The sequence below is a fragment of the Spiroplasma endosymbiont of Nomada rufipes genome (assembly GCF_964277355.1).
In the GTDB taxonomy this organism is placed as follows: Bacteria; Bacillota_I; Bacilli_A; order Mycoplasmatales; family VBWQ01; genus Spiroplasma_E.
On sequence record NZ_OZ195517.1, the window covers coordinates 856173 to 878626 of the forward strand.

A 22454-nucleotide genomic window follows, 5' to 3' on the forward strand; every position below is an offset into this window, starting at 1 on the left:
TTAAAAATGATTGGGATTCCCAATCACTTTTAAATTTAGATTATTAATCTTGTCATTTTAATTTGCGAGCAGCAATTCCCATAAAAATTGCTAGTATTATTAAACTAATACCTCCATATAAATACATTTCTCATGTCATTTTAAATGTTCCATTTCAACATTCAAAGTAAGGCAAAGTAGAGTATTTAAATGGTGAGAAATAACTAATAATATTTAATACTTTACTACTTGTAATTCAATCAATAGGCATAATTGAGCCACTTAAGTAAGCAACAGGTAAATATAATACGTTGGCAACAGCAATAAATGAAGTAATAGTCTTAAATAGTGATGCTAACATTATTCCTAAACCAATAGTAGTAATAAAAATAATAATAATTCATGGAATAGAAGCACCAATTTGAGTAGGAAGAGCAATAACACTTCAGCCATACGTACCACCAAAGTAAATGCCCCCTCATAATAATGTTCATAAGAAAGAAATTATTGAAGCAAATACACCGATGATAATTACAGCAGTAACAAAAAATAAAGGATGAATATTAGTTGCACCAATTCTTTTTAGTAATACAGATAATTTAAATTCAATAATTGTTTGAGGAATAATAAATATTCCAACTGAAATAATATTAACAATCGCAATACCAGCAATCATTTGTTTAACAGCAGTAATGGTGCTAGCAACATCAGCACCAGTATGCCGTATTGATTCTCCTTGAATTCCCAAAATTAGAATTGGATAAACAATTAGAAAAAATGGGACAAAGAAGCCTTTTAGATAATATTTAAACATTAAATTCAATAACGGTATTTGTTTAGAAGGGCGTGTTTTTGCGGCATTTACAATTTTGTTTGGATCTTGCTGACCTTTTTTCTTAGATAATGCTTCTTTTTCTGCAGCAATAGTAGGTTTTTTATATTTTTGAAATTGTTGAGATGTATAGTTATGAACTGAACCATATTCTTTAACGACTTCTTTAACAGTCCGTTTTTCAATAATGTCACCATCATGCATATAAATGATACGTGTACAGAAATGTTCAATTTCACTCATGTTATGAGTAACTAAAATCATTGCTACATTTTTTTCAACAATATTTTTTTGTAAAAAATCAAATATTTCTTCCTTAACTTCAATATCTAAACCAGTTGATACTTCATCTAAAATAACCAAGTCAGGTTTATGAATAACACTTAATAATATATTAAGTCGTTGTTGTTGACCACCAGATAGAAACATAATATTTTTATTTTTAGCAGCTGATAATTGATAGGTATTTAATAATTCATTTAATTGACCAACATTGATTTCGATATTAAATGTTTCTAAATAATAAGTAAGCATATCCATAACAGTAATCCCTGGTGGATATTTTGATTCTTGAAATTGAAAACCAATAACAATACATTCTTTTTTTTCAATAACTCCTGAAGTTGCATGTCTAATACCAGCAATAATTTCTGTTAGTGTTGACTTACCACTACCATTTGCACCAATGATTCCAATTCGCTCACCAGCTTTAATTTGAATATTTAATTTATTTAAAACCGTTTTATCACCGTATACTTTAACAATGTCAGTAGCATTAATTAGAAAGTCACTATTTTTAACTCTTTTTTCATGTGTTGTTTCTGTTAAATTTGTTTTTGTTTCTTTTTCTAACATTTTTTATTTCCTCTCCTTTCAATCTAAACTACTATTTTCACTATCTAAATTTGGTTCTAATAAATCATTATATATCATCTTGGTGCTATTAACAATTAAAATATGAGTAAATAATTTTTATTTTAGTTAAGTAATGCTAAATTGTAAAGGTAAGTGCAACTAAATTATTTTTCTATCCAAATATTCGATTGGTGAAAGATAATTTAATATTTTTCTCGGTCTTTGATTTAAAGACAATATAAATTTATGAACTTCATTTTTATTAGTTTTTGAAAAAATAAATTTTTTAGGAAATTTTTCTCTAATTAAACCATTATTATTTTCATTAGTACCTCTTTGTCAAGGTGAATATGGATTGGCAAAATAAATTTTTACATATAAATTTTTTTCAAGTTGTTGTCAATTTGAAAATTCTTTGCCACGATCAAAAGTAATAGTTTTAACAATGTTTTTAGGAAGAATTGATAAATAATAACTGACATTTTTATTAATAACTTTAGTAGTTCTGTTTTTAACTAATATTGCTAAAGTAAATCGTGATACTCTTTCAACTAAAGTTATTAAACATGATTTGCTTTTACCTCGTGATGATACTATAGTATCTCCTTCCCAATGACCAAGTGTTATACGATCATTAACATTTATATCTCATTCTTTAATTGATTTACCATTAAACTTGCCACGATTTTCTTTAGATTTTCGTTTTTTACCTTTTCTTCTTAAATTTTTACTAGTAACTTTATCAAGAAAACCCAAATAAATTCAATTATAAATTGTTTTAAAACTAATAACTCATTGTTTATGAAAATTTTTAATTCTGCCATAAATTGGTTCAGGTGATCAACCTAATAGTAATTTTTGTTGTACATATTTTACTAAATTCTTATTTTTAAACTTATGAAAACTAATATGTGATTGTTTTCGATTTTCAGCTTTATTTTGTGCAATTAATGAAAAATAATGATTATTATCTTTATTTCTATTAATTTCTCGAATAATAGTACTAATACTTCGATTAAGATTTTTAGCTATTTCACTAATTTTAAATTTAAATTTCAATTGATTCTCAATATAAATCCTTTCATCTATGCCAAGATGTTTATAACTCATATAAAAACTCCTTACTTTTTTCTAAACTAAATTTAGCATTATGAAATTTTTATATGAGAATTTTTTGCAATTTTATTTACTTGCACTTACAAGTATAATTCAGCAATTTATTAAAATAATTATACTTAAAATTATTATTTTTACTATCAACTTAACCATCAATATCTTATAATAACATTTAGAATAATAAAATATAGTAAGAATTTAGGAGAGAAAGATATGGAACTTACAATTAATATTTTATCTTGGATTGGAGCAATTTTAACTAGTATTGTTTTAATTCCTCAAAGTTTTAAAATAATTCGCACCAGAGATACAAAATCATTATCATTATATATGTATATTATTTTTGTACTATCAGCAATAACATGAATTATTTTTGCAATATTGTCTAATCAACCTGCTATTATTACAACTAATACTATTGTATTATTTTTTGCAAGTATTATTTTAATTCTAAAAATTAATAATATTTTTAGAAAAAAAAGAAAAACCATAGTTTCAATTAGGTAATAAGAATTAAAGGATTTTCATTAATATATTTAATTCATCATTTAAAACCATGACTACCATTTTCATCAATTACTAAATTAGTAGTAATTTTTCTATTAGTTAATATTTTTTTTAATTCAATAGTATTACTTTCATAATTTGTTACTAATTTGCCTTCAAAAAACTTTGGTTCTTTTTTTCCTACCCATAGTTCAACTATTAAAGGTTGATTATTATTTAAAACTTTAGTTTTTAAATCTTCAATAATTTGTGAATTAAATCAAATTGCTGGCGAAAATAATAATAATTTTGTAAATTGTAATTTTGATAAATATAACATTTGTAAACAAAAATATGCTCCCAAAGAACAACCAATGGCATTTAAATTTTTAATTTTTAAATTAAACTTTTTAATAACAAACGGTATAACCTCATTAATAATAAATTCTAAGTAATTTTTACCATTACCACCAAGAAAATCAATGTTACTTTTTTTTAATTCAGGAAAATATTTTGTCATTAATATTTTTACATCATCATTGGTATAAGTTGCTAAATCATTAAAACGAGTCATATTATTGGTACTACCAATACCAATAAAAATACAATTACTATTATTTTCAAATAAAATATTACTATTACTATTAAGTAACATATCTTTACCATCAAAAACTAAATAAACTTCATAAGCAATATTTTGATCATAAATAGAAGGTAAAGCAATAATAATATATTTATTAATGTTTAAAAATTTACTTTTAATATTTTCAACTTTTATATCATAATTATTCATATTTTTTCTCCTTAATTTATTGATAATTTCCTAACAAAGAATAATTCATTATTCTAATATAAAAATTAAAATTAGTTTGTTCTAAGCGCATAGCACATTTAACCAATTCATCTAAAATTATCAACTTATTAGTAAATAAAGTTTCATATGAAAAAAAAGCTTTTAAATTTAAATCAGTACTATCTTTTGTCAGTAATGTTTTTCTAGTTTCTAAATCCAACAAGTAAAATAACATTAATAAACTTCCAAACTCATAATTATTTTTTATGTTTGTTTCATTCTTAGTTAAATTAATAAAAATATTACCACTAATATTTACCAATCTTTTAATTATGAGCAAACTTTCTTTTTTCAAATTAGAATTATTTACCAAAAAATCAGGTAATACTACTTTTGAAGTATCATCAAACCAAACTTTTATTTGGTCTTTACATCCAAGTAATAATAAAAGTTCCTTGGCATTTTGATAATCATCTAACTGTTTTTCTTGACGCTTAAAAGTAGGAATTAAAGCAGAAATAGTTAATATAAAATTTGCAACTAATCTTAAATATTCTTTATAAGAAATTTTATTAAAATATAAATAAACACTTACTATTTTCATAAACATTAAATTTTGATTACTATTAAATATTAAGTTATAAGTATTACGATAATCTTTTGATTTTAAATGACCTAATTTTTTTTTAATTTCGCGCTTAAAAAAATAATTACTTTTTAAAAGCAAAAGATGGTTAAATAATCGATATTCGGGAATCATTTTTTACTTCCAATCTAATTATATATTTTTAAATTTAATCTTAAAATAATTATAACATTGAAATAAATAAGTAAATAATGTTACTTATTTATTATATTTAATTGCCAATAATATCATTGATAATTAATTATGCTGAATTATACTTGTAAGTGCAAGTAAATAAAATTGCAAAAAATTATCATATAAAAATTTCATAATGCTAAATTTAGTTTAGAAAAAAGTAAGGAGTTTTTATATGAGTTATAAACATCTTGGCATAGATGAAAGGATTTATATTGAGAATCAATTGAAATTTAAATTTAAAATTAGTGAAATAGCTAAAAATCTTAATCGAAGTATTAGTACTATTATTCGAGAAATTAATAGAAATAAAGATAATAATCATTATTTTTCATTAATTGCACAAAATAAAGCTGAAAATCGAAAACAATCACATATTAGTTTTCATAAATTTAAAAATAAGAATTTAGTAAAATATGTACAACAAAAATTACTATTAGGTTGATCACCTGAACAAATTTATGGCAGAATTAAAAATTTTCATAAAGAGTGAGTTATTAGTTTTAAAACAATTTATACTTGAATTTATTTTGGAATGCTGGATAAAGTTACTAGTAAAAATTTAAGAAGAAAAGGTAAAAAACGAAAATCTAAAGAAAATCGTGGCAAGTTTAATGGTAAATCAATTAAAGAACGAGATATAAATGTTAATGATCGTATAACACTTGGTCATTGGGAAGGAAATACTATAGTATCATCACGAGGTAAAAGTAAATCATGTTTAATAACTTTAGTTGAAAGAGTATCACGATTTACTTTAGCAATATTAGTTAAAAACAGAACTACTAAAGTTATTAATAAAAATGTCAGTTATTATTTATCAATTCTTCCTAAAAACATTGTTAAAACTATTACTTTTGATCGTGGCAAAGAATTTTCAAATTGACAACAACTTGAAAAAAATTTAGATGTAAAAATTTATTTTGCCAATCCATATTGACCTTGACAAAGAGGTACTAATGAAAATACTAATGGTTTAATTAGAGAAAAATTTCCTAAAAAATTTATTTTTTCAAAAACTAATAAAAATGAAGTTCATAAATTTATATTTTCTTTAAATCAAAGACCGAGAAAAATATTAAATTATCTTTCACCAATCGAATATTTGGATAGAAAAATAATTTAGTTGCACTTACCTTTACAATTTAGCATAATATAATATATTTATATTAGAAATATAGTTATTAACTAAATTCAATCATATACTAGTTATAATTACTTATTTATTTTATCTAAAACACCATTAATGTATTTATAAGCATCATTTGGACAATAAGCTTTAGTTATAATAATAGCTTCATTAATAATAATTTTTTTATCTGTTTTAGTATGGACAATTTCATACACTGCTAAAATTAAAATTGCTTGTTCAATTGGTTTTAAATTTTCAAAATCTCATCCTTGTTTTAAATTATTATTGATTAAATCTATTAAATCATATTCATAATCAATTATTTTATTTAATATCTCACATTGTTCAGTAATTAAACTCTTACCTTCTTCTTCAAAAAGAAATTGTTTAAACCATTGTTGTGATTGGCCTTCAAGGAAATATTGATATAATACTTCCATCATGCCAATTCTTTTATGATGCTGGGTTATCTTCTTTTGTTCTTGCATTGTTGATTTCTACTTCCTTAGTTTCAGCAATAAATATTATATGAATATTTAATAAAAATAAATTTAAAGCTGATTCAGTACGTCTTAAAATTAAATTATTAATTTTATTTTTTAAATTTACTAAATCTTCATTTGGATTAACAATTAATTTTATTCGCACAACAATATTATTATTAATAGCAGTAATATCATTTGTTTCTAACATTAGAACTTCAACATCTTCTAATGTTAATTGATAGTTATCATTAATTAATAACATATAAATAAATTTTTTAATAATTAACGAAGATAATTTTAATGTTCCAACTTTACTTTCTTCAATAAGTATTTCCATAATATTCACCTTTCTTAAGCGCGATTTTTGTATTTCCCTTCATCTGTACTTACTACAATTTTATCACCATTATTAATAAACATTGGTACTTGTAATTGTAAACCATTTTCTAAAATAGCTGTTTTTGTTGTATTAGAAACACTATTTCCCTTTACTCCTGGTGGAGCATCAACAACCGCTAATACTACCGAAGGAGGTAAATCAATACCTAATATTTCTAAATTTTTATAAACCCTTAATGATACTTCATTACCAGGAACTAAAAATTTTTTTTCTCATGATAAGCGTGATTGATCAATCCTAATTTCATTATAATCTTCATTATCCATAAAAACTGAATACATACCATCATCATAACTATAAATTGCTGGTCGTTTATCAATAATAGCTGGATAAACTGTATCACCACCAGTAAAAGTAATACTAATAATAACTTGTGTTCTTAAATTTTTTGCTTTTACTTTCACATGCGCTTGTCCACGTCCACTTTTAGAATGTGCTGATTCAATAACTATTAAAATATCAGTTTTATTATGTAAAAAAGTAATTCCTGGTTTAAAATCATTAACGTTAATCATTTTTATTTTTTCTCCTTTCAAATATCAATTTCACGAGATGATTTTGTTAAAATTTGATAACCATCTTTGGTAACTAAAATATCATCTTCAATTCTAACACCACCTAAATTAGGAATATAAATACCTGGTTCAACAGTAATAACCATTCCCGGAACTAAAATAGTAGATTCATTTTTAATAACTCAAGGTGATTCATGAATTTCAATACCAAGTCCATGACCAGTACCATGAGTAAAATATTGTTCATAACCCTTTTCTTTAATATATTCTCTACAAATCTTATCAATTTCACCAATAGCTATACCCGGCTTTACAGCCTTAATTCCTGCCATTTGTGCTGACTTAACTATTTCATGAATTTCAATTAATTTTGGATTAACTTTACCAATCGCAAAAGTTCTAGTCATATCTGAACAAAAACCTTCATATACACAACCAAAGTCACAAGTAATTAACTCATTATTGCCAATTTTTTTATTACTAGCTTTACCATGAGGCATTGCTCCTCTTTCTCCAGAAGCAACAATAGTATCAAATGATGCTTTTGTTGCACCATTTTTAACAAATGAACGTAATATTATATCTTCAACATCTTTTTCACTAACACCAGGTCGGATAAAGTTTAAAACTTCATTAAAAGCCAAATCACCAATAGCACAAGCTTTTGCAATTCGTGCAATTTCGATTTCATCTTTAATCATTCTTAGTGAACTAACATAAATTGGAACAAATTCAATATCTTTAATTTCTTGCTTTCAACTTTCTAATTGAGCAATAGTAATATATTCTGCTTCAAAAACAATTTTTTTAATTTTTTGTGATTTTAATAAATCTTTCAATGAAGAAAAAATATTACTAAATTGAATGCATTTAACATTTTTGGCATTTTCTTTTCCCTCAGTAATATATCTTCCATCTAATAATAAATTTGCATCATTTTTGCTAATCAATAAATAACCTAACGTTGAAATAAAATCACTATATCAAAAGCGATTTTCGGGAGAATAAAATAACATAGCATCTATTTTATTTTTGGTTAATATTGTTTCAATAATTTCTTTTTTATTTAAATTTTTCATTTTAAATTCAATCCTTTTAATAAATCATTAATTAATAACTAAGTATATTGTACTGCAAATTAAAGAAAAGAAATAAGTTTTACTTATTTCTTTTCTTTATGTAGTGTATGTTGATTACAACGAGAACAATGTTTTTTTGTTTCTAATTTTTCAGGCTTAGTTTTTTTATTACGATCAGCAATATAATTTTCTTCTTTGCAAACTTCACATCTTAAAGTTAATCCATCACGCATTGTGCGCCTCCTTAATAATAATTGAGTTATATACAATTCAATATTATTGCATAATTAAATAGTTAGTTCAATTAAATAAAGGAATTATTTTTAAACTTCCTTATATGAAAAAATGTTACTAATATTAAAAATAAAAAATATCAGTAACTAGGTAATTATTTAAATAATATTATTTAAAACACTTGATATCAATATAAGTCATCAGTTTTATACTGTGTAAAAATACTAACTGTTTTATTATATCTATTAATTTCGCCATTCATTCCATCAGGAATACTTTTAGTATTAACTTCTAAATTCTCAATTTTGTTTATATTTGCATCAATATTAAGAACATAATTTGTATTATTTAATGTTTTAACGAAAAAATTAGTTGAAGATTTACCCTTATTTTCTTGATTATTTAATAATTTTATTTCACTTATTTCATTAGTTAAATTTATTGTTTTTAATACAACTAATTCATTTTCAGAATTAAGATTTCTCTCAATTATTCTAACTGTCATTTTTTGTTGTCGATCAAATAAAAGTAATAATTGACTATTAATATTCAATAAATCATAATCATCAGAAATTTCAAAATTATATTTTCCTTTAATAACTTGACCTGATGAATCAATAATTTGAATATTTTTACTATCTTCTTTTAAAATATATGTTTTACTATTTAATCTAATAATATCAATTCCATAAAGATCTAATTCAGAATATGTATTACTTACATAATCATAAATTAATACTTGATTATTATCATCTTTAATTAATCAAACTTCCCTATTAGTTTTAAAAAAATATTTTGCTGTTCACGATAATTTATTAATAGTAAAATCGGAATTACTTATTAAAAGACTATAGTCTCCATTATCTGACTTAATAATAACTTCATCATCACGAATATAGTTAATTTCTTTTATTGTATGAAATAAAGAAACAAATTTTAATGGCATTAATTTTTGATCTTTTACTTCTCCAAGAGTAAGTATAGTGTGATTTAAAATTTTTGTTTCAATTAAAAATTTTGTATTACTAATTGCTGTTACCTTGCCATAAAGATTAAATTCTTTAAATATTTCTATTTTTAATGAAGTTAAAACACCATTAGAAGTTAATAAATACAGGTTTTTGGTAGATTTTTCTGTTAAAATTCCGTAATTTCCTCCTTGACCATTAGTGAATTCAGTGAATCTTACATGATCAGGATTAGAAATTTCTTGAAACTTCTTATCTTTATCTAAAAATCATAATTGATTTCCATTAATCACTAAACCAAGATTATTATTAAAAAAATAAAATTTACCTTTTTTATTCAAATTAATTAAAGAAATATCATCTTTATTTTGTTGAAGATTACATTTTAAATCTTGTAACTGATTAGCATTCGTACCTATATTATTAGTATTTAAAATACTACTTAAACTGCTAACAGTTGTTGCAAGTGTTAAAACACTTAATGTTTTTAATAATGCTTTCATGATGAAAACCTCCTTTTTCCCCATTAACTTCTTAAATTTAAGAAGTTAATTACATTTTAATTTTCAAAAAAAATAAATGCAATAAAAAATTAATATTAAAGTATTCTAATCTATTTTCTAAAAAATATTTTTTATCAAAACCATTCTCCTTTTTAAAATCTTTAATTTGACAAATTTTAAAATATGCTTATCAAATAACTTCTATTTACAATTAATTTATTTTCATAAAATTAATAAATCTATTACTTAAAACTAAAGTAATGGATTAATTTTTATATTAAACTAATAATATATTTATAATGTTATTTTTGGTAATTCTTTTCTAAATATTAAATAATACATACCAGGTAATAAAATACCACCACCAATAAAATTACCAAATAAGGTTGGAAGTTGTACTTGATAACCAAATTGTAAAAAGTCATTAAATCCACTATGAATTCCATAAATATTAAACAAAGGTCGTAATCCTCAAAAATAAGAATTTGCTACAACGTGAGAAAAACCAGATAAGGCAAAAACCATAATTACTAATCCTATTAATAAAAATTTAGCAGTAGATGAACGAGTGGCATGAGAAATATAAACACTTTCTGCTACTAAAAAATTACATAATATACCACTCTAAAAAGGCTTTTCATCAAGACATTACTAATTTATGATTAAAAATACTAACAGCATTATCCAAAAAAGCTTGATTATCAAAAAATCCTGCTCATCATGTAAATAATGAAAGAATAAAAAAACCTATAAAATTACCAATTAATACTACTAGTAAGTTAATTAACATTCTTGTTAACTTAACTTGTTTTTTTATTAATGGCATAAATATCATGGAATTAGAAGTAAAAAGTTCACCACCCATAAAGAAAATCATAGTAATTGCTAAAGTAAAAATAAAACCAAATGTTAAATTTTTAATACCATTATCACTTAATCCTCTACTACCAAAAATAGCCGCAATATAAGCAATACCAACAAAAAGTCCGGCCGCAATACCCATTAAAAAAGTTTTTAATAACGGACTTTGTGCTTTCTTGAATGCATACTTATAAACAGCAATATAAGTTTCAATACTTGTTAATGTTTCTTCATTATTAATATTTTCTAAACTTGTATTCACGAATAAACTACTCCTATCTTTTATTTAATAGCAGCAAAAGCTGTTTCTAAAGTTTCTTTAATAATTGCACAAGATTTATCAAATGCCGTTTGCTCTTCTTTCGTTAATGGTAACTTAACTACTCTTTTTCAACCTTTTTCGTAAAGTATTGTTGGTACACCAATATAAAAACCTTGCTGTCCATATTCTCCTTGTAAATAAGCACCCGCTACTAAAACGTGATTTTGTCCTTCAAGGATATTTCTTACTAATAATGCCAATGCTGCACCAATACCATAAAAAGTTGCGCGTTTTAATTTAATAATTTTATAAGCTCTTTGTGCTACTTCTTTTCTTAATTCTTCTAAATCTTTTTCTTTAATTCTACCTTCAGTAATTTGTTGATAAATAGTTTTATTACCTACCGAAACCGAACTTCAAGGAATCATTGAAGAATCACCATGTTCACCAATTACATAAGCAGCAACTGACTTTGGATTAACTGCAATTTTTTCTCCAATTAAATATTGTAAACGTAAGGTATCTAAAATTGTACCAGAACCTAATACTTGATGATAATCAAATTGTGTAATTTTTTGATAAACAGTTGTCATTATATCAACAGGATTAGATGCAATAATAGTAACACCTTTAAATCCTGATTTTTTAATTTCTAAAGCAATGCTCTTCATAATTTTGGCATTATCTGCTACCATATTTAATCTTGTTTCACCATCTTTTTGTGGTCTTCCAGCAGTAATAACAATAATATCAGCATCTTTACAATCACTGTAATTTCCAGCCTTAATTGAAATAAAAGGATGATCTAAAGCTGCTTGACAATCAGCAAAATCAATCGCATTACCTTCAGCTATACCTTCAAAAGCATCAATTAATACATATTCTTGGGCTAAACCTTGATTAATGGCACTGTAAATAAAACTACTACCAACAGCTCCACATCCAACAAGGACAATTTTTCGTTTTGCCATATTTACCTCCATATTTTTTGCATTTCATGTAACAGTACTTTATCCTCGGCACTATTTTAATAACTTACTTTTTAAAATAAAAGTTACAATGATATGTAATATTTTTATTATGCTTTTTATATAAGAATGTTAAAAAAATAAAAATCTAATTAACAAGTACAAAAATTTATTACATTTTTATCTTACCACTATTTTAATAAAAAAATAAAACTTATTTTTTTATTAAAATAAGTTTTATTTTTTCTTTTAAATTTTTGTTTTTCAATTAATAACAATCCCTTTTGGTCTAGTAAAAGCAAGTAACGAAGGACGAATACCTTGTACGCCAAGACCTGAATCCTTAACACCAACAAAAGAAAAGTGATCGGGACCACGTTGTGACTGATCATTAATATTAACACTTCCAACTTCTAATAATTTACCAATACTCATTGCACTATTAATATTAGTAGTAAAAACAGAAGCTTGTAAACCATATTGTGAATCATTTGTAATATTAATTGCTTCTTTTACTTCATCAAAAATAATAATCGGCAACAATGGTGCAAAAGGTTCTTCTCATGCTAAATTCATTTTTGTTGTTACGTCAGTAATAATAGTTGGTCACATTAAATTTTCTTTAAATTTATTACCAATTAAAAAATTGGCTCCTTTATCTAAAGCATCTTTAATTAATTTTTTAGCATTATCAACTGTTGGTTGATCAATAACAGGAGTAATATCACAATCATCTGTGGGCAAACCAACAGTTAATTTTTCAACTTTTTCTTTTAAAATTGGAATTAATTTGCTACTAATTGTTCTTTGTACTAACACTCTCTTAATAGCAGTACATCGTTGTCCTGAATAACTAAATGCACCTTTAATGATTTTGGTTGCTGTATCTTCAAGATCAGCATCATTAAGCACTATTGCTGGATCTTTACCTCCTAATTCTAAAATCAAATCAGCTTTTAAAGATTTCTGTGAAATACGATTACCAACAACAGCACTACCAGTAAAAGAAATAACATTAATTGCTTCATTTTCAACTAAACTATCACCAATTTCACTACCTTTACCACTTATAGCATTAAAAACACCATTAGGAATGTTAGCTTCTTTGGCTAATTTAGCTAAGTGTAATCCCACCAATGATCCTTGTGTTGCAGGTTTAAAAACAACACTATTACCGGTCACAAGTGCTGGAAATATTTTAGAGACTGATAAATTTATCGGATAATTAAAAGGGGAAATAGCAAGAACAATTCCTTTTGGTACGTATTCAAAAATAGCTAATTTGTTCATACTTCCTCAACTATCACCTGTATAAGATTCAGGATGAAGACGTAATGCTTCTTGTAAAGTATATTCAATATATTCAACTGTTCTATCAATTTCACTGCAAGCCGCTTTTGTGCCTTTAGCAATTTCATTGGTCATTAATTCAGCAAGTATTAATTTATCGCGAATAATTAATTGTTTTCAAGAATTTAAAAAAGAAATTCTTTTTAAAATAGGCATTTGTTCTCAATTTTTTTGAGCAAATTTGGCAAATTCATATACTTTTTTAATTTCAACTTTAGTTAAGGCAGGAACTTGGCCTGCTATTTTATTAGTAGTGGGGTTAATAACTGATATTCAATTACCATTTTCATACAACTCACCATTAATTAGAGATTGATATTTAATAATATTATTTGTCATCTATACTTCCTCCTTAAATCACTACTATAATAATTATAGCATTGATATAAGTCCTATCCTATTCACTCTTAACTAAAATTATTATTTAAATTTATATTATGAAAATCAAAAAAACTAATTCTTTAAAAAAGTTCATAATTTTCAATAAAAAAGTTTATTTTAAATACCATTGTTGCTTTCTTTTGTATTAAAATTTTCTGATATTGATGATATATCAGCATCAATAACATCAGTTTTTAAATCAATCACTAAATTATTACCACCAGCAATAATATCATCAGTAACTACTTTGCCAGTTCCTTCATTTACCTTGCTAAGATTAATGTCACTTGCTTTAATCACTAATCATTTTTCTTTTTTCGTTAATATATTAATAAAAGATGTTGCTGGTGATAAGAAGGTTTTAATAATACTAATACTTTTACTTTTAGGAACTTTTATTACTTTATTACCTTTTGTTGTTCGTGAAGTTTGTTCAATAGTATTGAATAACATTCGTTTAATTGTTCCAACTGATGTTAACATTGCATAAATATCATTACTATTACCACAAGCCATTCCTACCACTTCATCTTCTTCAGAATTAATTTTCAAAGCTTTAACACCTGTTGCAGTTTTAGTTAATAATGGAACTTTCGTTTCTAAATATTTTAAAGTCATACCCTTGCGAGTACTAATAACAATAAAATCATGACCGGTAGTACTATTAACACTAATAACACTATCGTTCTCTTTTAACTTAACATATTTGGTGGTTTTATTAAATCTAGTAGTTGCTAACTCTAAAAGTGGCATTCTTTTAATTAAACCATATCTAGTAGCGACTACTATATTTACATTTGGCTGTTCAAAACTATTAACTTGCGCAACACTAATAATTTTTTCATTTCCTTCAAGTTTACATAACGTATTAACATGAATACCATTATCTTTTCATTTATTTTCTTCTAATTTAAAAATTGGTATTAAAAAATAATTACCTTTATTTGTAAAAAATAATAAATTATTAAAATTATTGAACATTGCTCCACCAATAATAACATCATTTGGCTTACGTCCAAAATCTTGATAATCAAGATTTTGTAAAAATACTTTACTACTTATTACCTTAATTCAACCATCATAACTAATACTAACAAATACATTTTCTTGTCGCAATGTTGCTTTTTCATCAATTGTAATTTCAGAAATTTCACCTTGAATTTGTGATTTTCTTAATCCAGAAAAATGAGAATTAATTTGTTCTAACTCAGTAATAATAACTTGACGTAGTGAATTTTCATTATTAAGAATTTCTTGTAAAACAATAATTTTACTTTCAATATCTGCTTTTTCTAAAACTAATGATTGAATATCAGTAGCAGTTAAACGATATAAACGCAATTGTACAATTGCTTCTGCTTGAATATCAGTAAAATTAAAAGCTGATATTAAATTTAATTTTGCTTGCATACGGTCAGTTGATGTTCTAATAATTTTAATTACTTTATCAACTTCACTTAATGCAATAACTAAACCATTAACAATCTCTAATCTTCGTTCTAATTGTGCTAAGTCATATTGTGAACGCTTAGTAACAACATCAATTTGATGATTAATATAAAAATCTAACATATTAATTAAATTCATTTGTACTGGTTTTTTGTTAGCGATTGCTACTAAATTAAAGTTATAATAAATTTGTAAATTGGTATTTTTAAATAAATAATTTAAAATTTCTTGCGGTTTACTATCTTCTACTAAATCAATAACTATTCGTAAACCAAAACGATCCGTTTCATCACGTACTTCTTTAATACCATGAATTTTTGCTAATGTTTTAACATCATCAATTTTTTTAATCAAATCTTGTTTAATAACTTCAAATGGAATTTCGGTAATAATTATTTGTGGAATTTCACCTTCATTATTAATATGAGTTTTAGCACGAATTGCAATTCGCCCTTTACCAGAACGATAAGCTTCTTTAATACCTTTAATACCTTGAATAATTCCTCCGGTTGGAAAGTCAGGACCCCTAATAACACGCATTAATTCGCTTAAATTACATTGTGGATTATTAATTCTCATGACAATTGCATTAATTACTTCTTGTAAATTATGAGGTGGAATATTAGTTGCCATTCCAACAGCAATTCCAGAAGCACCATTTACTAATAAATTTGGAAAATAGGCAGGTAAAACTGTTGGTTCTGTTTCTGATTCATCAAAATTTTTAATTAAACTAACAGTATTTTTCTTAATATCCTTCAATAATAATTCTGAAATTAATGATAAACGCGCTTCTGTATATCGCATCGCAGCAGGATTATCACCATCAATTGAACCTTTATTACCATGCATTTGTACTAATGGTCATGCTACCTTTCACTCTTGTGCCATTCTACACATAGCAGCATAAACCGCTGTATCACCATGAGGATGATATTTACCAATTACTTCTCCAACAACACGAGCTGCTTTTTTATATGCTTTATCATTGGTTAAACCCAAATCATTCATAGCATGCAAAATTCGACGTTGAACTGGTTTCAAACCATCACGGATATCGGGCAATGCTCGTTCTAAAATAATATATTTGGCATATCGACCAAAACATTCTGCAACAATATCATCAATAGGATAAGATAAAATTTGTTCATTATTTTGTTGAATCTCTTCTTTACTATTCATAACTTATAAACTCCTTTTTCTTAATAATCACTAGCTTCAAAAGAAATATTTTCTTCAATTCATTTTCGTCTTTTTTCTGGTTTATCACCCATTAATATTTGAATTTCTGTTTCTGCTGATAGAGCATCCTCAATAGTAATTTTAATTAATTGACGTACATTTGGATCCATAGTTGTTTCTCATAATTGTTCAGCATTCATTTCTCCTAAACCTTTATAACGTTGCAGGTCATATTTACCTTTAATTGTTTCAACTTTATCTTTTAATTCTAACTCATTTCAAACATATACATGTTTCTCTTGCTCTTCTTCTTTAAAAGAAATTTTAAATAAAGGCGGTAATGCAATATAAATATTACCCGAAGTAATTAAATCTCGCATATAACGATAGAAAAAAGTTAGTAATAAAATTTGAATATGGGCACCATCAGTATCGGCATCAGTCATAATAATGACTTTATTATAATTACAATTTTCAATACTAAATTCGTTACCAACACCAGCACCAATCGCATTAATAATCATACTAATTTCCTCATTATTAAAAAGATCAATTACTTTAGTTTTTTCGGCATTAATTACTTTTCCTTTTAAAGGTAATATCGCTTGGAACTTACGATCACGACCTGACTTGGCACTGCCACCAGCGGAATCTCCTTCCACTAAAAATAATTCATTAATGTTAGGATTTTTACTTTGTGCAGGCACCAATTTACCTACTAAAAATTTTTGCGTATCTTTACTTTTATTACGCAATGATTCGCGTTCTTTTCTTAAAGCATTACGAATATCACGAGCCTTAATGGCTTTATCAATAATTTTTTTAGCAGCATCACTATTTTCATGAAGTCAAAATGAAAATCTTTCATTAACAATATTATCAACAACAATTCTTGCTTCGGGCGTTCCTAATTTACCTTTTGTTTGACCTTCATATTGAATTAAATTTTCAGGAATACGCAACGAAACAATAGCAACCAAACCTTCTCGCAAATCATTACCTTCTAAATTTTTATCTTTTGCTTTTAATAATTCTTGTTTTCTTGCATATTCATTAATAGCTTTCGTTAAACCACTTTTAAAACCAACTAAATGACTTCCACCATCAACAGTTTTAACATTATTAGCAAACCCTACTAACGTTTCACTATAATCTTCAGTATATTGTAATACAATTTCAACGTCAATATTATTTTGTTTACCTTTTAAACTAACAATTGGTGATAAATTTTTTTTATCTTTATTTAAATATTGCATGAAAGCAACTAAGCCATTTTCATAATGAAAAGTTTCTTCAGTACCTGTCCTCTTATCAATTAATTGAATACTTAAATCATTAATTAAAAAAGCACTTTCACGTAAATGTTGTTCAAATAAATGAACATTTCAATCACAACCTAGAAAAACACGATGAAAATCAGGTAAAAATTGTACCCTAGTTCCTGTTTTATAAGTGCTACCAATCATTTTTAAACTTTGATCAATCTTACCACCATTTTTAAATTTAATTTCATGAATTTTTTTATCACGATGAATAGTAACAATCATTCAATTACTTAAAGCATTTACTACTGAAGCACCAACACCATGTAAACCACCCGAGGTTTTATAACTATTAGTGTCAAATTTTCCACCAGCATGTAAAACCGTATAAATAACTTCGGGAGTACTTTTTTTTGAAGCATGCATACCAGTTGGAACACCACGACCATTGTCTTCAACAGTAACTGACTTATCAAAATTAATAGTAACAACAATACTAGTACAAAAGCCAGCTAATGCTTCATCAATACCATTATCAACAATTTCTCAAACTAGATGATGAAGACCACGATTATCAGTAGAACCAATATACATTCCAGGTCTTTTTCTAACTGCTTCTAGACCTTCTAAAATTTGAATTGATGATTCATTATAAACACTGCTTTTTGGTTTATTTGTCATGAAAAAAACTCCTTACTACAATTTATTTCATTTTCATTTTATCATATATTTATTTATTTAAAGATAATGTCGATAAAAGAACTAAATCAATTTTATAATTGCTAAATTGTAAAGGTAAGTGCAACTAAATTATTTTTCTATCCAAATATTCGATTGGTGAAAGATAATTTAATATTTTTCTCGGTCTTTGATTTAAAGACAATATAAATTTATGAACTTCATTTTTATTAGTTTTTGAAAAAATAAATTTTTTAGGAAATTTTTCTCTAATTAAACCATTAGTATTTTCATTAGTACCTCTTTGTCAAGGTGAATATGGATTGGCAAAATAAATTTTTACATCTAAATTTTTTTCAAGTTGTTGTCAATTTGAAAATTCTTTGCCACGATCAAAAGTAATAGTTTTAACAATGTTTTTAGGAAGAATTGATAAATAATAACTGACATTTTTATTAATAACTTTAGTAGTTCTGTTTTTAACTAATATTGCTAAAGTAAATCGTGATACTCTTTCAATTAAAGTTATTAAACATGATTTGCTTTTACCTCGTGATGATACTATAGTATCTCCTTCTCAATGACCAAGTGTTATAAGATCATTAACATTTATATCTCGTTCTTTAATTGATTTACCATTAAACTTGCCACGATTTTCTTTAGATTTTCGTTTTTTACCTTTTCTTCTTAAATTTTTACTAGTAACTTTATCAAGAAAACCCAAATAAATTCAATTATAAATTGTTTTAAAACTAATAACTCACTCTTTATGAAAATTTTTAATTCTGCCATAAATTTGTTCAGGTGATCAACCTAATAGTAATTTTTGTTGTACATATTTTACTAAATTCTTATTTTTAAACTTATGAAAACTAATATGTGATTGTTTTCGATTTTCAGCTTTATTTTGTGCAATTAATGAAAAATAATGATTATTATCTTTATTTCTATTAATTTCTCGAATAATAGTACTAATACTTCGATTAAGATTTTTAGCTATTTCACTAATTTTAAATTTAAATTTCAATTGATTCTCAATATAAATCCTTTCATCTATGCCAAGATGTTTATAACTCATATAAAAACTCCTTACTTTTTTCTAAACTAAATTTAGAATTATGAAATTTTTATATGAGAATTTTTTGCAATTTTATTTACTTGCACTTACAAGTATAATTCAGCATAACAAAATTTTAATACGATTAGCATTTTCAAATTGTAAGTTTTCAACACTAATATTCATATTATTAATTAATATTTTTTTAACAGCAGTAACATTCCCTTTGAAAAATTGATCAATTTTACTAATCATATCTTCATAATAAGTAATAGGTACCAATTTAAAACAAGCACCAGAACATTGCTGTAAATGATAATATAAACAAGGTTTACCAAGATTACCAGCACATTTTCGTAATGGAAAAATTCGTTCCAATAACTTTAAAATTTCACGCGCACCAGTACCATCGGGAAATGGTCCATAATAATGTCCCTCTTTTTTAGTAGCACTACGTACATAACGATATTGTGGATCACGATTATTAGTAATTGGAATATAAGGATATTTTTTATCATCTGCTAACAAAATATTATATTTAGGATGATGTTTTTTAATCAATGTTTGTTCTAAAATTAAAGCCTCTTTTTCATTAGATGTCGTAATGTATTCAACATCATGAATATCATTAACTAATAACATTGTTTTAAAATTACTGGCTTTATTTAAATATGAAGTTACTCGTTTTTTTAATGAATTAGCTTTACCAACATAAATTAAATTATTATGTATATCTTTAAATAAATAACATCCAGCAATATTAGGTAAAAGTTTAATTTTCATTTGTAGTAAAGATTTTTCTGCCATTAGTTCACCTAAATTTATTAACAAATTAAAAGATATTTTGATTTTAACATTATATTAATGTTTTATCCTAAAGTAAATTCTTAATTTTATTCATTATTAATTACTTATGATTCGTTATTAATAATAGTTTCGTTATCATTAAGAATTTCACGATTTAAAATACTATCTTCTAAACTTTTTTTAACTACCAGAGTACCTTTGCTATTACTCATTACATATTTTTGTTTTTCAGGGTCAATTTTACCAAAAGGAGTTAAATAACTATTTTCATTAAAATAAACAATAGGCGAAGAAGGTTTATTGATAATGTCACTATTATCATTTTGTTTTATTTCATTTTGTTTTATTTCATTTTGTTTTATTTCTGCTTTTTTTACTGGTGATATAGGCGGTTCCTTCTTTGATTCCTTATTAAAACTATTTTCTTTTCTAAAAGATTTTTTAACTTGTTTATCAATTAATAATTTTTCTTTTTTTAACTTAATATGTTTTTGTTTTAAATCAGCATTTATTTTATTTTTTTGCTTTTTATTTTTATTATTAATAATAATTTGTTTAATAATTTGTTTCATTTTGCTAAAGAAAATAAAAGGTTTATTAAAAATAAATAAACAAGTTAAAGAAAAAATACTAATAAAGTTTGCAATTAAATTAGTAACAAAAAAACCATAATTAAAAATACCTATTAAAACATTACTAATAATGCCACCAGTAGCATATGCTGGAAAAAAGGTTTCAACACTAAAATCTTTAAAAGAAATTGGTGAAGCAAAAAAACCTAGATAATTATTTATACCATTTGTATTTCATCATGTTTTAACGTATATTTCACTAATATTTAATAGGTTTAAATTATAATAACTAGTTCATAAATTATTCTTTCCTAAAATTATTAAAGTTAAAGTTTGCGTTATCCAACAACTAATCACTAAAAATAAAAAATAAACAAAAATATACTTCAATTTAAATTGCATGCGATAACCAAAAGCTAAAGGAATAATCATTAAAAAAAGAAAGAAATAAACAGCATATTTCATTCACCCAAATAAAAAAGAAAAAAGAAAATCATCAAGTACTTTACCAATTATTGAAAATCTAGTTAAACTAACCATTAGGAAAAAGAAGATTACTAATAAGAAAAAAAGTAATCCAACTTCATCACCACGAGATTGAGATTTTGATATTTTAATGCCATTTTTAATCATAAGAACATCACCTCTTAATATTCTCCACAAAATAACTTATAAAAATAGTATAACATAATTGATATATGTAATATCTTTCTATAATCGATTTTTGATTTATTATTGCAAAAAACAATATTAATTTTTTAATACTTTTATCATAAAAAATGTATTATTTAAATTTCATATTCATTATTTTCTAGATTTTAAAAATTTAAAATAAATCATTTTTCTTATTTATATTTATTTAACAATTAATTTATATAATATTATATAATCATTGTAAACTTAATATAAGTTTTACCCGTTGCTTTATTTAAAGTAAAATGGGTTTTTATTTTCTAATTTTAAAGGGGACATAAACAATGTGGGGTTTTAATAAAAATAAAAAAGAAGAACAAGAAAGACAAAGAGAAGCTGAAAAACAAGCAGAACAACCATGAAAAATTGAAAGAGACCAAGCTAGATTAAAAGCCGAAAGAGAAGAAAGAAAAAGACAAAAAGAAGAACAAGAAAAAAAAGAAAAGCAAAGAGAAGCCGAAAAACAAGCAGAACAACTACGAAAAATTGAAAGAGACCAAGCTAGATTAAAAGCCGAAAGAGAAGAAAGAAAAAGACAAAAAGAAGAACAAGAAAAAAAAGAAAAGCAAAGAGAAGCTGAAAAACAAGCAGAACAACCATGAAAAATTGAAAGAGACCAAGCTAGATTAAAAGCCGAAAGAGAAGAAAGACAAAAACAAAAAGAAGAAAGAGAAAGAGAAGAAAAAAATAGAAAAGCTGAAGAAGAAAGCCAACGTGTAAAATAAGCAAATTAAT

General features: G+C 24.7%; 23 protein-coding genes. 4 read left to right on the top strand and 19 right to left on the bottom strand.

Annotated features, from left to right (window positions below; genetic code table 4):
• Positions 1 to 43: 43 nt before the first annotated feature.
• Together ACICQF_RS04695 and ACICQF_RS04700 are read right to left on the bottom strand one after the other, a co-directional pair.
• Positions 44 to 1666 (bottom strand): ABC transporter ATP-binding protein/permease, encoded by a 1623-nt coding sequence (locus ACICQF_RS04695; protein WP_395472952.1) that lies wholly within the window; start codon positions 1664 to 1666, stop codon positions 44 to 46.
• A 159-nt stretch (positions 1667 to 1825) separates the two neighbouring features.
• Positions 1826 to 2776 carry an IS30 family transposase gene (locus ACICQF_RS04700; protein WP_395472953.1) on the bottom strand — a complete coding sequence of 317 codons (951 nt, stop codon included), beginning with the start codon at positions 2774 to 2776 and terminating at the stop codon, positions 1826 to 1828.
• 40 nt (positions 2777 to 2816) lie between these two features.
• On the opposite strand from ACICQF_RS04700, the gene ACICQF_RS04705 reads away from it, so the two are divergent.
• Together ACICQF_RS04705 and ACICQF_RS04710 are read left to right on the top strand one after the other, a co-directional pair.
• A complete protein-coding gene (locus ACICQF_RS04705; protein ID WP_395472954.1) occupies positions 2817 to 2948 on the top strand; it encodes a hypothetical protein in 132 nt (43 codons plus the stop codon).
• 47 nt (positions 2949 to 2995) lie between these two features.
• Positions 2996 to 3289: a SemiSWEET family sugar transporter gene (locus tag ACICQF_RS04710; RefSeq protein ID WP_395472955.1), complete on the top strand. Its 294-nt coding sequence runs from the start codon at positions 2996 to 2998 to the stop codon at positions 3287 to 3289.
• Here the strand turns inward: ACICQF_RS04710 and ACICQF_RS04715 are convergent.
• The gene (locus ACICQF_RS04715; RefSeq protein WP_395472956.1) at positions 3282 to 4061 is read right to left on the bottom strand and encodes an alpha/beta hydrolase-fold protein; all 780 of its coding nucleotides are present in this window, start codon (positions 4059 to 4061) and stop codon (positions 3282 to 3284) included. The genes ACICQF_RS04710 and ACICQF_RS04715 overlap by 8 nt on opposite strands.
• A 16-nt stretch (positions 4062 to 4077) precedes the next feature.
• Complete coding sequence (locus tag ACICQF_RS04720) at positions 4078 to 4821, bottom strand: hypothetical protein (protein ID WP_395472957.1); 744 nt, start codon at positions 4819 to 4821, stop codon at positions 4078 to 4080.
• A gap of 235 nt (positions 4822 to 5056) precedes the next feature.
• Between ACICQF_RS04720 and ACICQF_RS04725 the strand changes: the two genes are divergently transcribed.
• Positions 5057 to 6007, top strand: a complete 951-nt coding sequence (locus ACICQF_RS04725; protein WP_395472958.1) for an IS30 family transposase — start codon at positions 5057 to 5059, stop codon at positions 6005 to 6007.
• An 89-nt stretch (positions 6008 to 6096) separates the two neighbouring features.
• Here the strand turns inward: ACICQF_RS04725 and nusB are convergent, their stop codons facing one another.
• The 15 genes from nusB to ACICQF_RS04800 all read right to left on the bottom strand — a co-directional run bounded on the left by nusB (position 6097) and on the right by ACICQF_RS04800 (position 21659).
• On the bottom strand, positions 6097 to 6501 hold the full coding sequence (nusB, locus tag ACICQF_RS04730; protein ID WP_395472959.1) for a transcription antitermination factor NusB: 405 nt from the start codon (positions 6499 to 6501) through the stop codon (positions 6097 to 6099).
• Entirely contained in the window at positions 6467 to 6835 is a 369-nt protein-coding gene (locus tag ACICQF_RS04735) for a hypothetical protein (RefSeq protein ID WP_395472960.1), read from the bottom strand. The genes nusB and ACICQF_RS04735 overlap by 35 nt, the downstream gene beginning before the upstream one ends.
• Positions 6836 to 6849: 14 nt before the next feature.
• Positions 6850 to 7413 carry an elongation factor P gene (gene efp / locus ACICQF_RS04740; protein WP_395472961.1) on the bottom strand — a complete coding sequence of 188 codons (564 nt, stop codon included), beginning with the start codon at positions 7411 to 7413 and terminating at the stop codon, positions 6850 to 6852.
• Between the two features lie 2 nt (positions 7414 to 7415).
• A complete protein-coding gene (locus tag ACICQF_RS04745) occupies positions 7416 to 8492 on the bottom strand; it encodes a M24 family metallopeptidase (RefSeq protein WP_395472962.1) in 1077 nt (358 codons plus the stop codon).
• 83 nt (positions 8493 to 8575) lie between these two features.
• Positions 8576 to 8725 carry a 50S ribosomal protein L33 gene (gene rpmG / locus ACICQF_RS04750; RefSeq protein WP_174481164.1) on the bottom strand — a complete coding sequence of 50 codons (150 nt, stop codon included), beginning with the start codon at positions 8723 to 8725 and terminating at the stop codon, positions 8576 to 8578.
• Positions 8726 to 8898: 173 nt separating this feature from the next.
• Positions 8899 to 10197 (bottom strand): hypothetical protein, encoded by a 1299-nt coding sequence (locus ACICQF_RS04755; protein ID WP_395472963.1) that lies wholly within the window; start codon positions 10195 to 10197, stop codon positions 8899 to 8901.
• Between the two features lie 294 nt (positions 10198 to 10491).
• Positions 10492 to 10815 (bottom strand): formate/nitrite transporter family protein, encoded by a 324-nt coding sequence (locus ACICQF_RS04760; protein WP_395473706.1) that lies wholly within the window; start codon positions 10813 to 10815, stop codon positions 10492 to 10494.
• Entirely contained in the window at positions 10805 to 11320 is a 516-nt protein-coding gene (locus ACICQF_RS04765) for a formate/nitrite transporter family protein (protein ID WP_395472964.1), read from the bottom strand. The genes ACICQF_RS04760 and ACICQF_RS04765 overlap by 11 nt, the downstream gene beginning before the upstream one ends.
• A 20-nt stretch (positions 11321 to 11340) precedes the next feature.
• Positions 11341 to 12291 (bottom strand): L-lactate dehydrogenase, encoded by a 951-nt coding sequence (locus ACICQF_RS04770; RefSeq protein ID WP_395472965.1) that lies wholly within the window; start codon positions 12289 to 12291, stop codon positions 11341 to 11343.
• 246 nt (positions 12292 to 12537) lie between these two features.
• Entirely contained in the window at positions 12538 to 13977 is a 1440-nt protein-coding gene (locus ACICQF_RS04775; protein WP_395472966.1) for an NADP-dependent glyceraldehyde-3-phosphate dehydrogenase, read from the bottom strand.
• A 159-nt stretch (positions 13978 to 14136) separates the two neighbouring features.
• Positions 14137 to 16650 carry a DNA topoisomerase IV subunit A gene (gene parC / locus ACICQF_RS04780; protein WP_395472967.1) on the bottom strand — a complete coding sequence of 838 codons (2514 nt, stop codon included), beginning with the start codon at positions 16648 to 16650 and terminating at the stop codon, positions 14137 to 14139.
• Between the two features lie 20 nt (positions 16651 to 16670).
• The gene (gene parE, locus ACICQF_RS04785; RefSeq protein ID WP_395472968.1) at positions 16671 to 18593 is read right to left on the bottom strand and encodes a DNA topoisomerase IV subunit B; all 1923 of its coding nucleotides are present in this window, start codon (positions 18591 to 18593) and stop codon (positions 16671 to 16673) included.
• Positions 18594 to 18717: 124 nt separating this feature from the next.
• Positions 18718 to 19668 (bottom strand): IS30 family transposase, encoded by a 951-nt coding sequence (locus tag ACICQF_RS04790; protein WP_395472969.1) that lies wholly within the window; start codon positions 19666 to 19668, stop codon positions 18718 to 18720.
• A 72-nt stretch (positions 19669 to 19740) separates the two neighbouring features.
• Positions 19741 to 20454 carry a GIY-YIG nuclease family protein gene (locus ACICQF_RS04795; protein ID WP_395472970.1) on the bottom strand — a complete coding sequence of 238 codons (714 nt, stop codon included), beginning with the start codon at positions 20452 to 20454 and terminating at the stop codon, positions 19741 to 19743.
• A 104-nt stretch (positions 20455 to 20558) separates the two neighbouring features.
• Positions 20559 to 21659 (bottom strand): hypothetical protein, encoded by a 1101-nt coding sequence (locus ACICQF_RS04800; RefSeq protein WP_395472971.1) that lies wholly within the window; start codon positions 21657 to 21659, stop codon positions 20559 to 20561.
• 344 nt (positions 21660 to 22003) lie between these two features.
• Between ACICQF_RS04800 and ACICQF_RS04805 the strand changes: the two genes are divergently transcribed.
• Positions 22004 to 22444, top strand: a complete 441-nt coding sequence (locus ACICQF_RS04805) for a hypothetical protein (RefSeq protein ID WP_395472972.1) — start codon at positions 22004 to 22006, stop codon at positions 22442 to 22444.
• Positions 22445 to 22454: the final 10 nt, after the last annotated feature.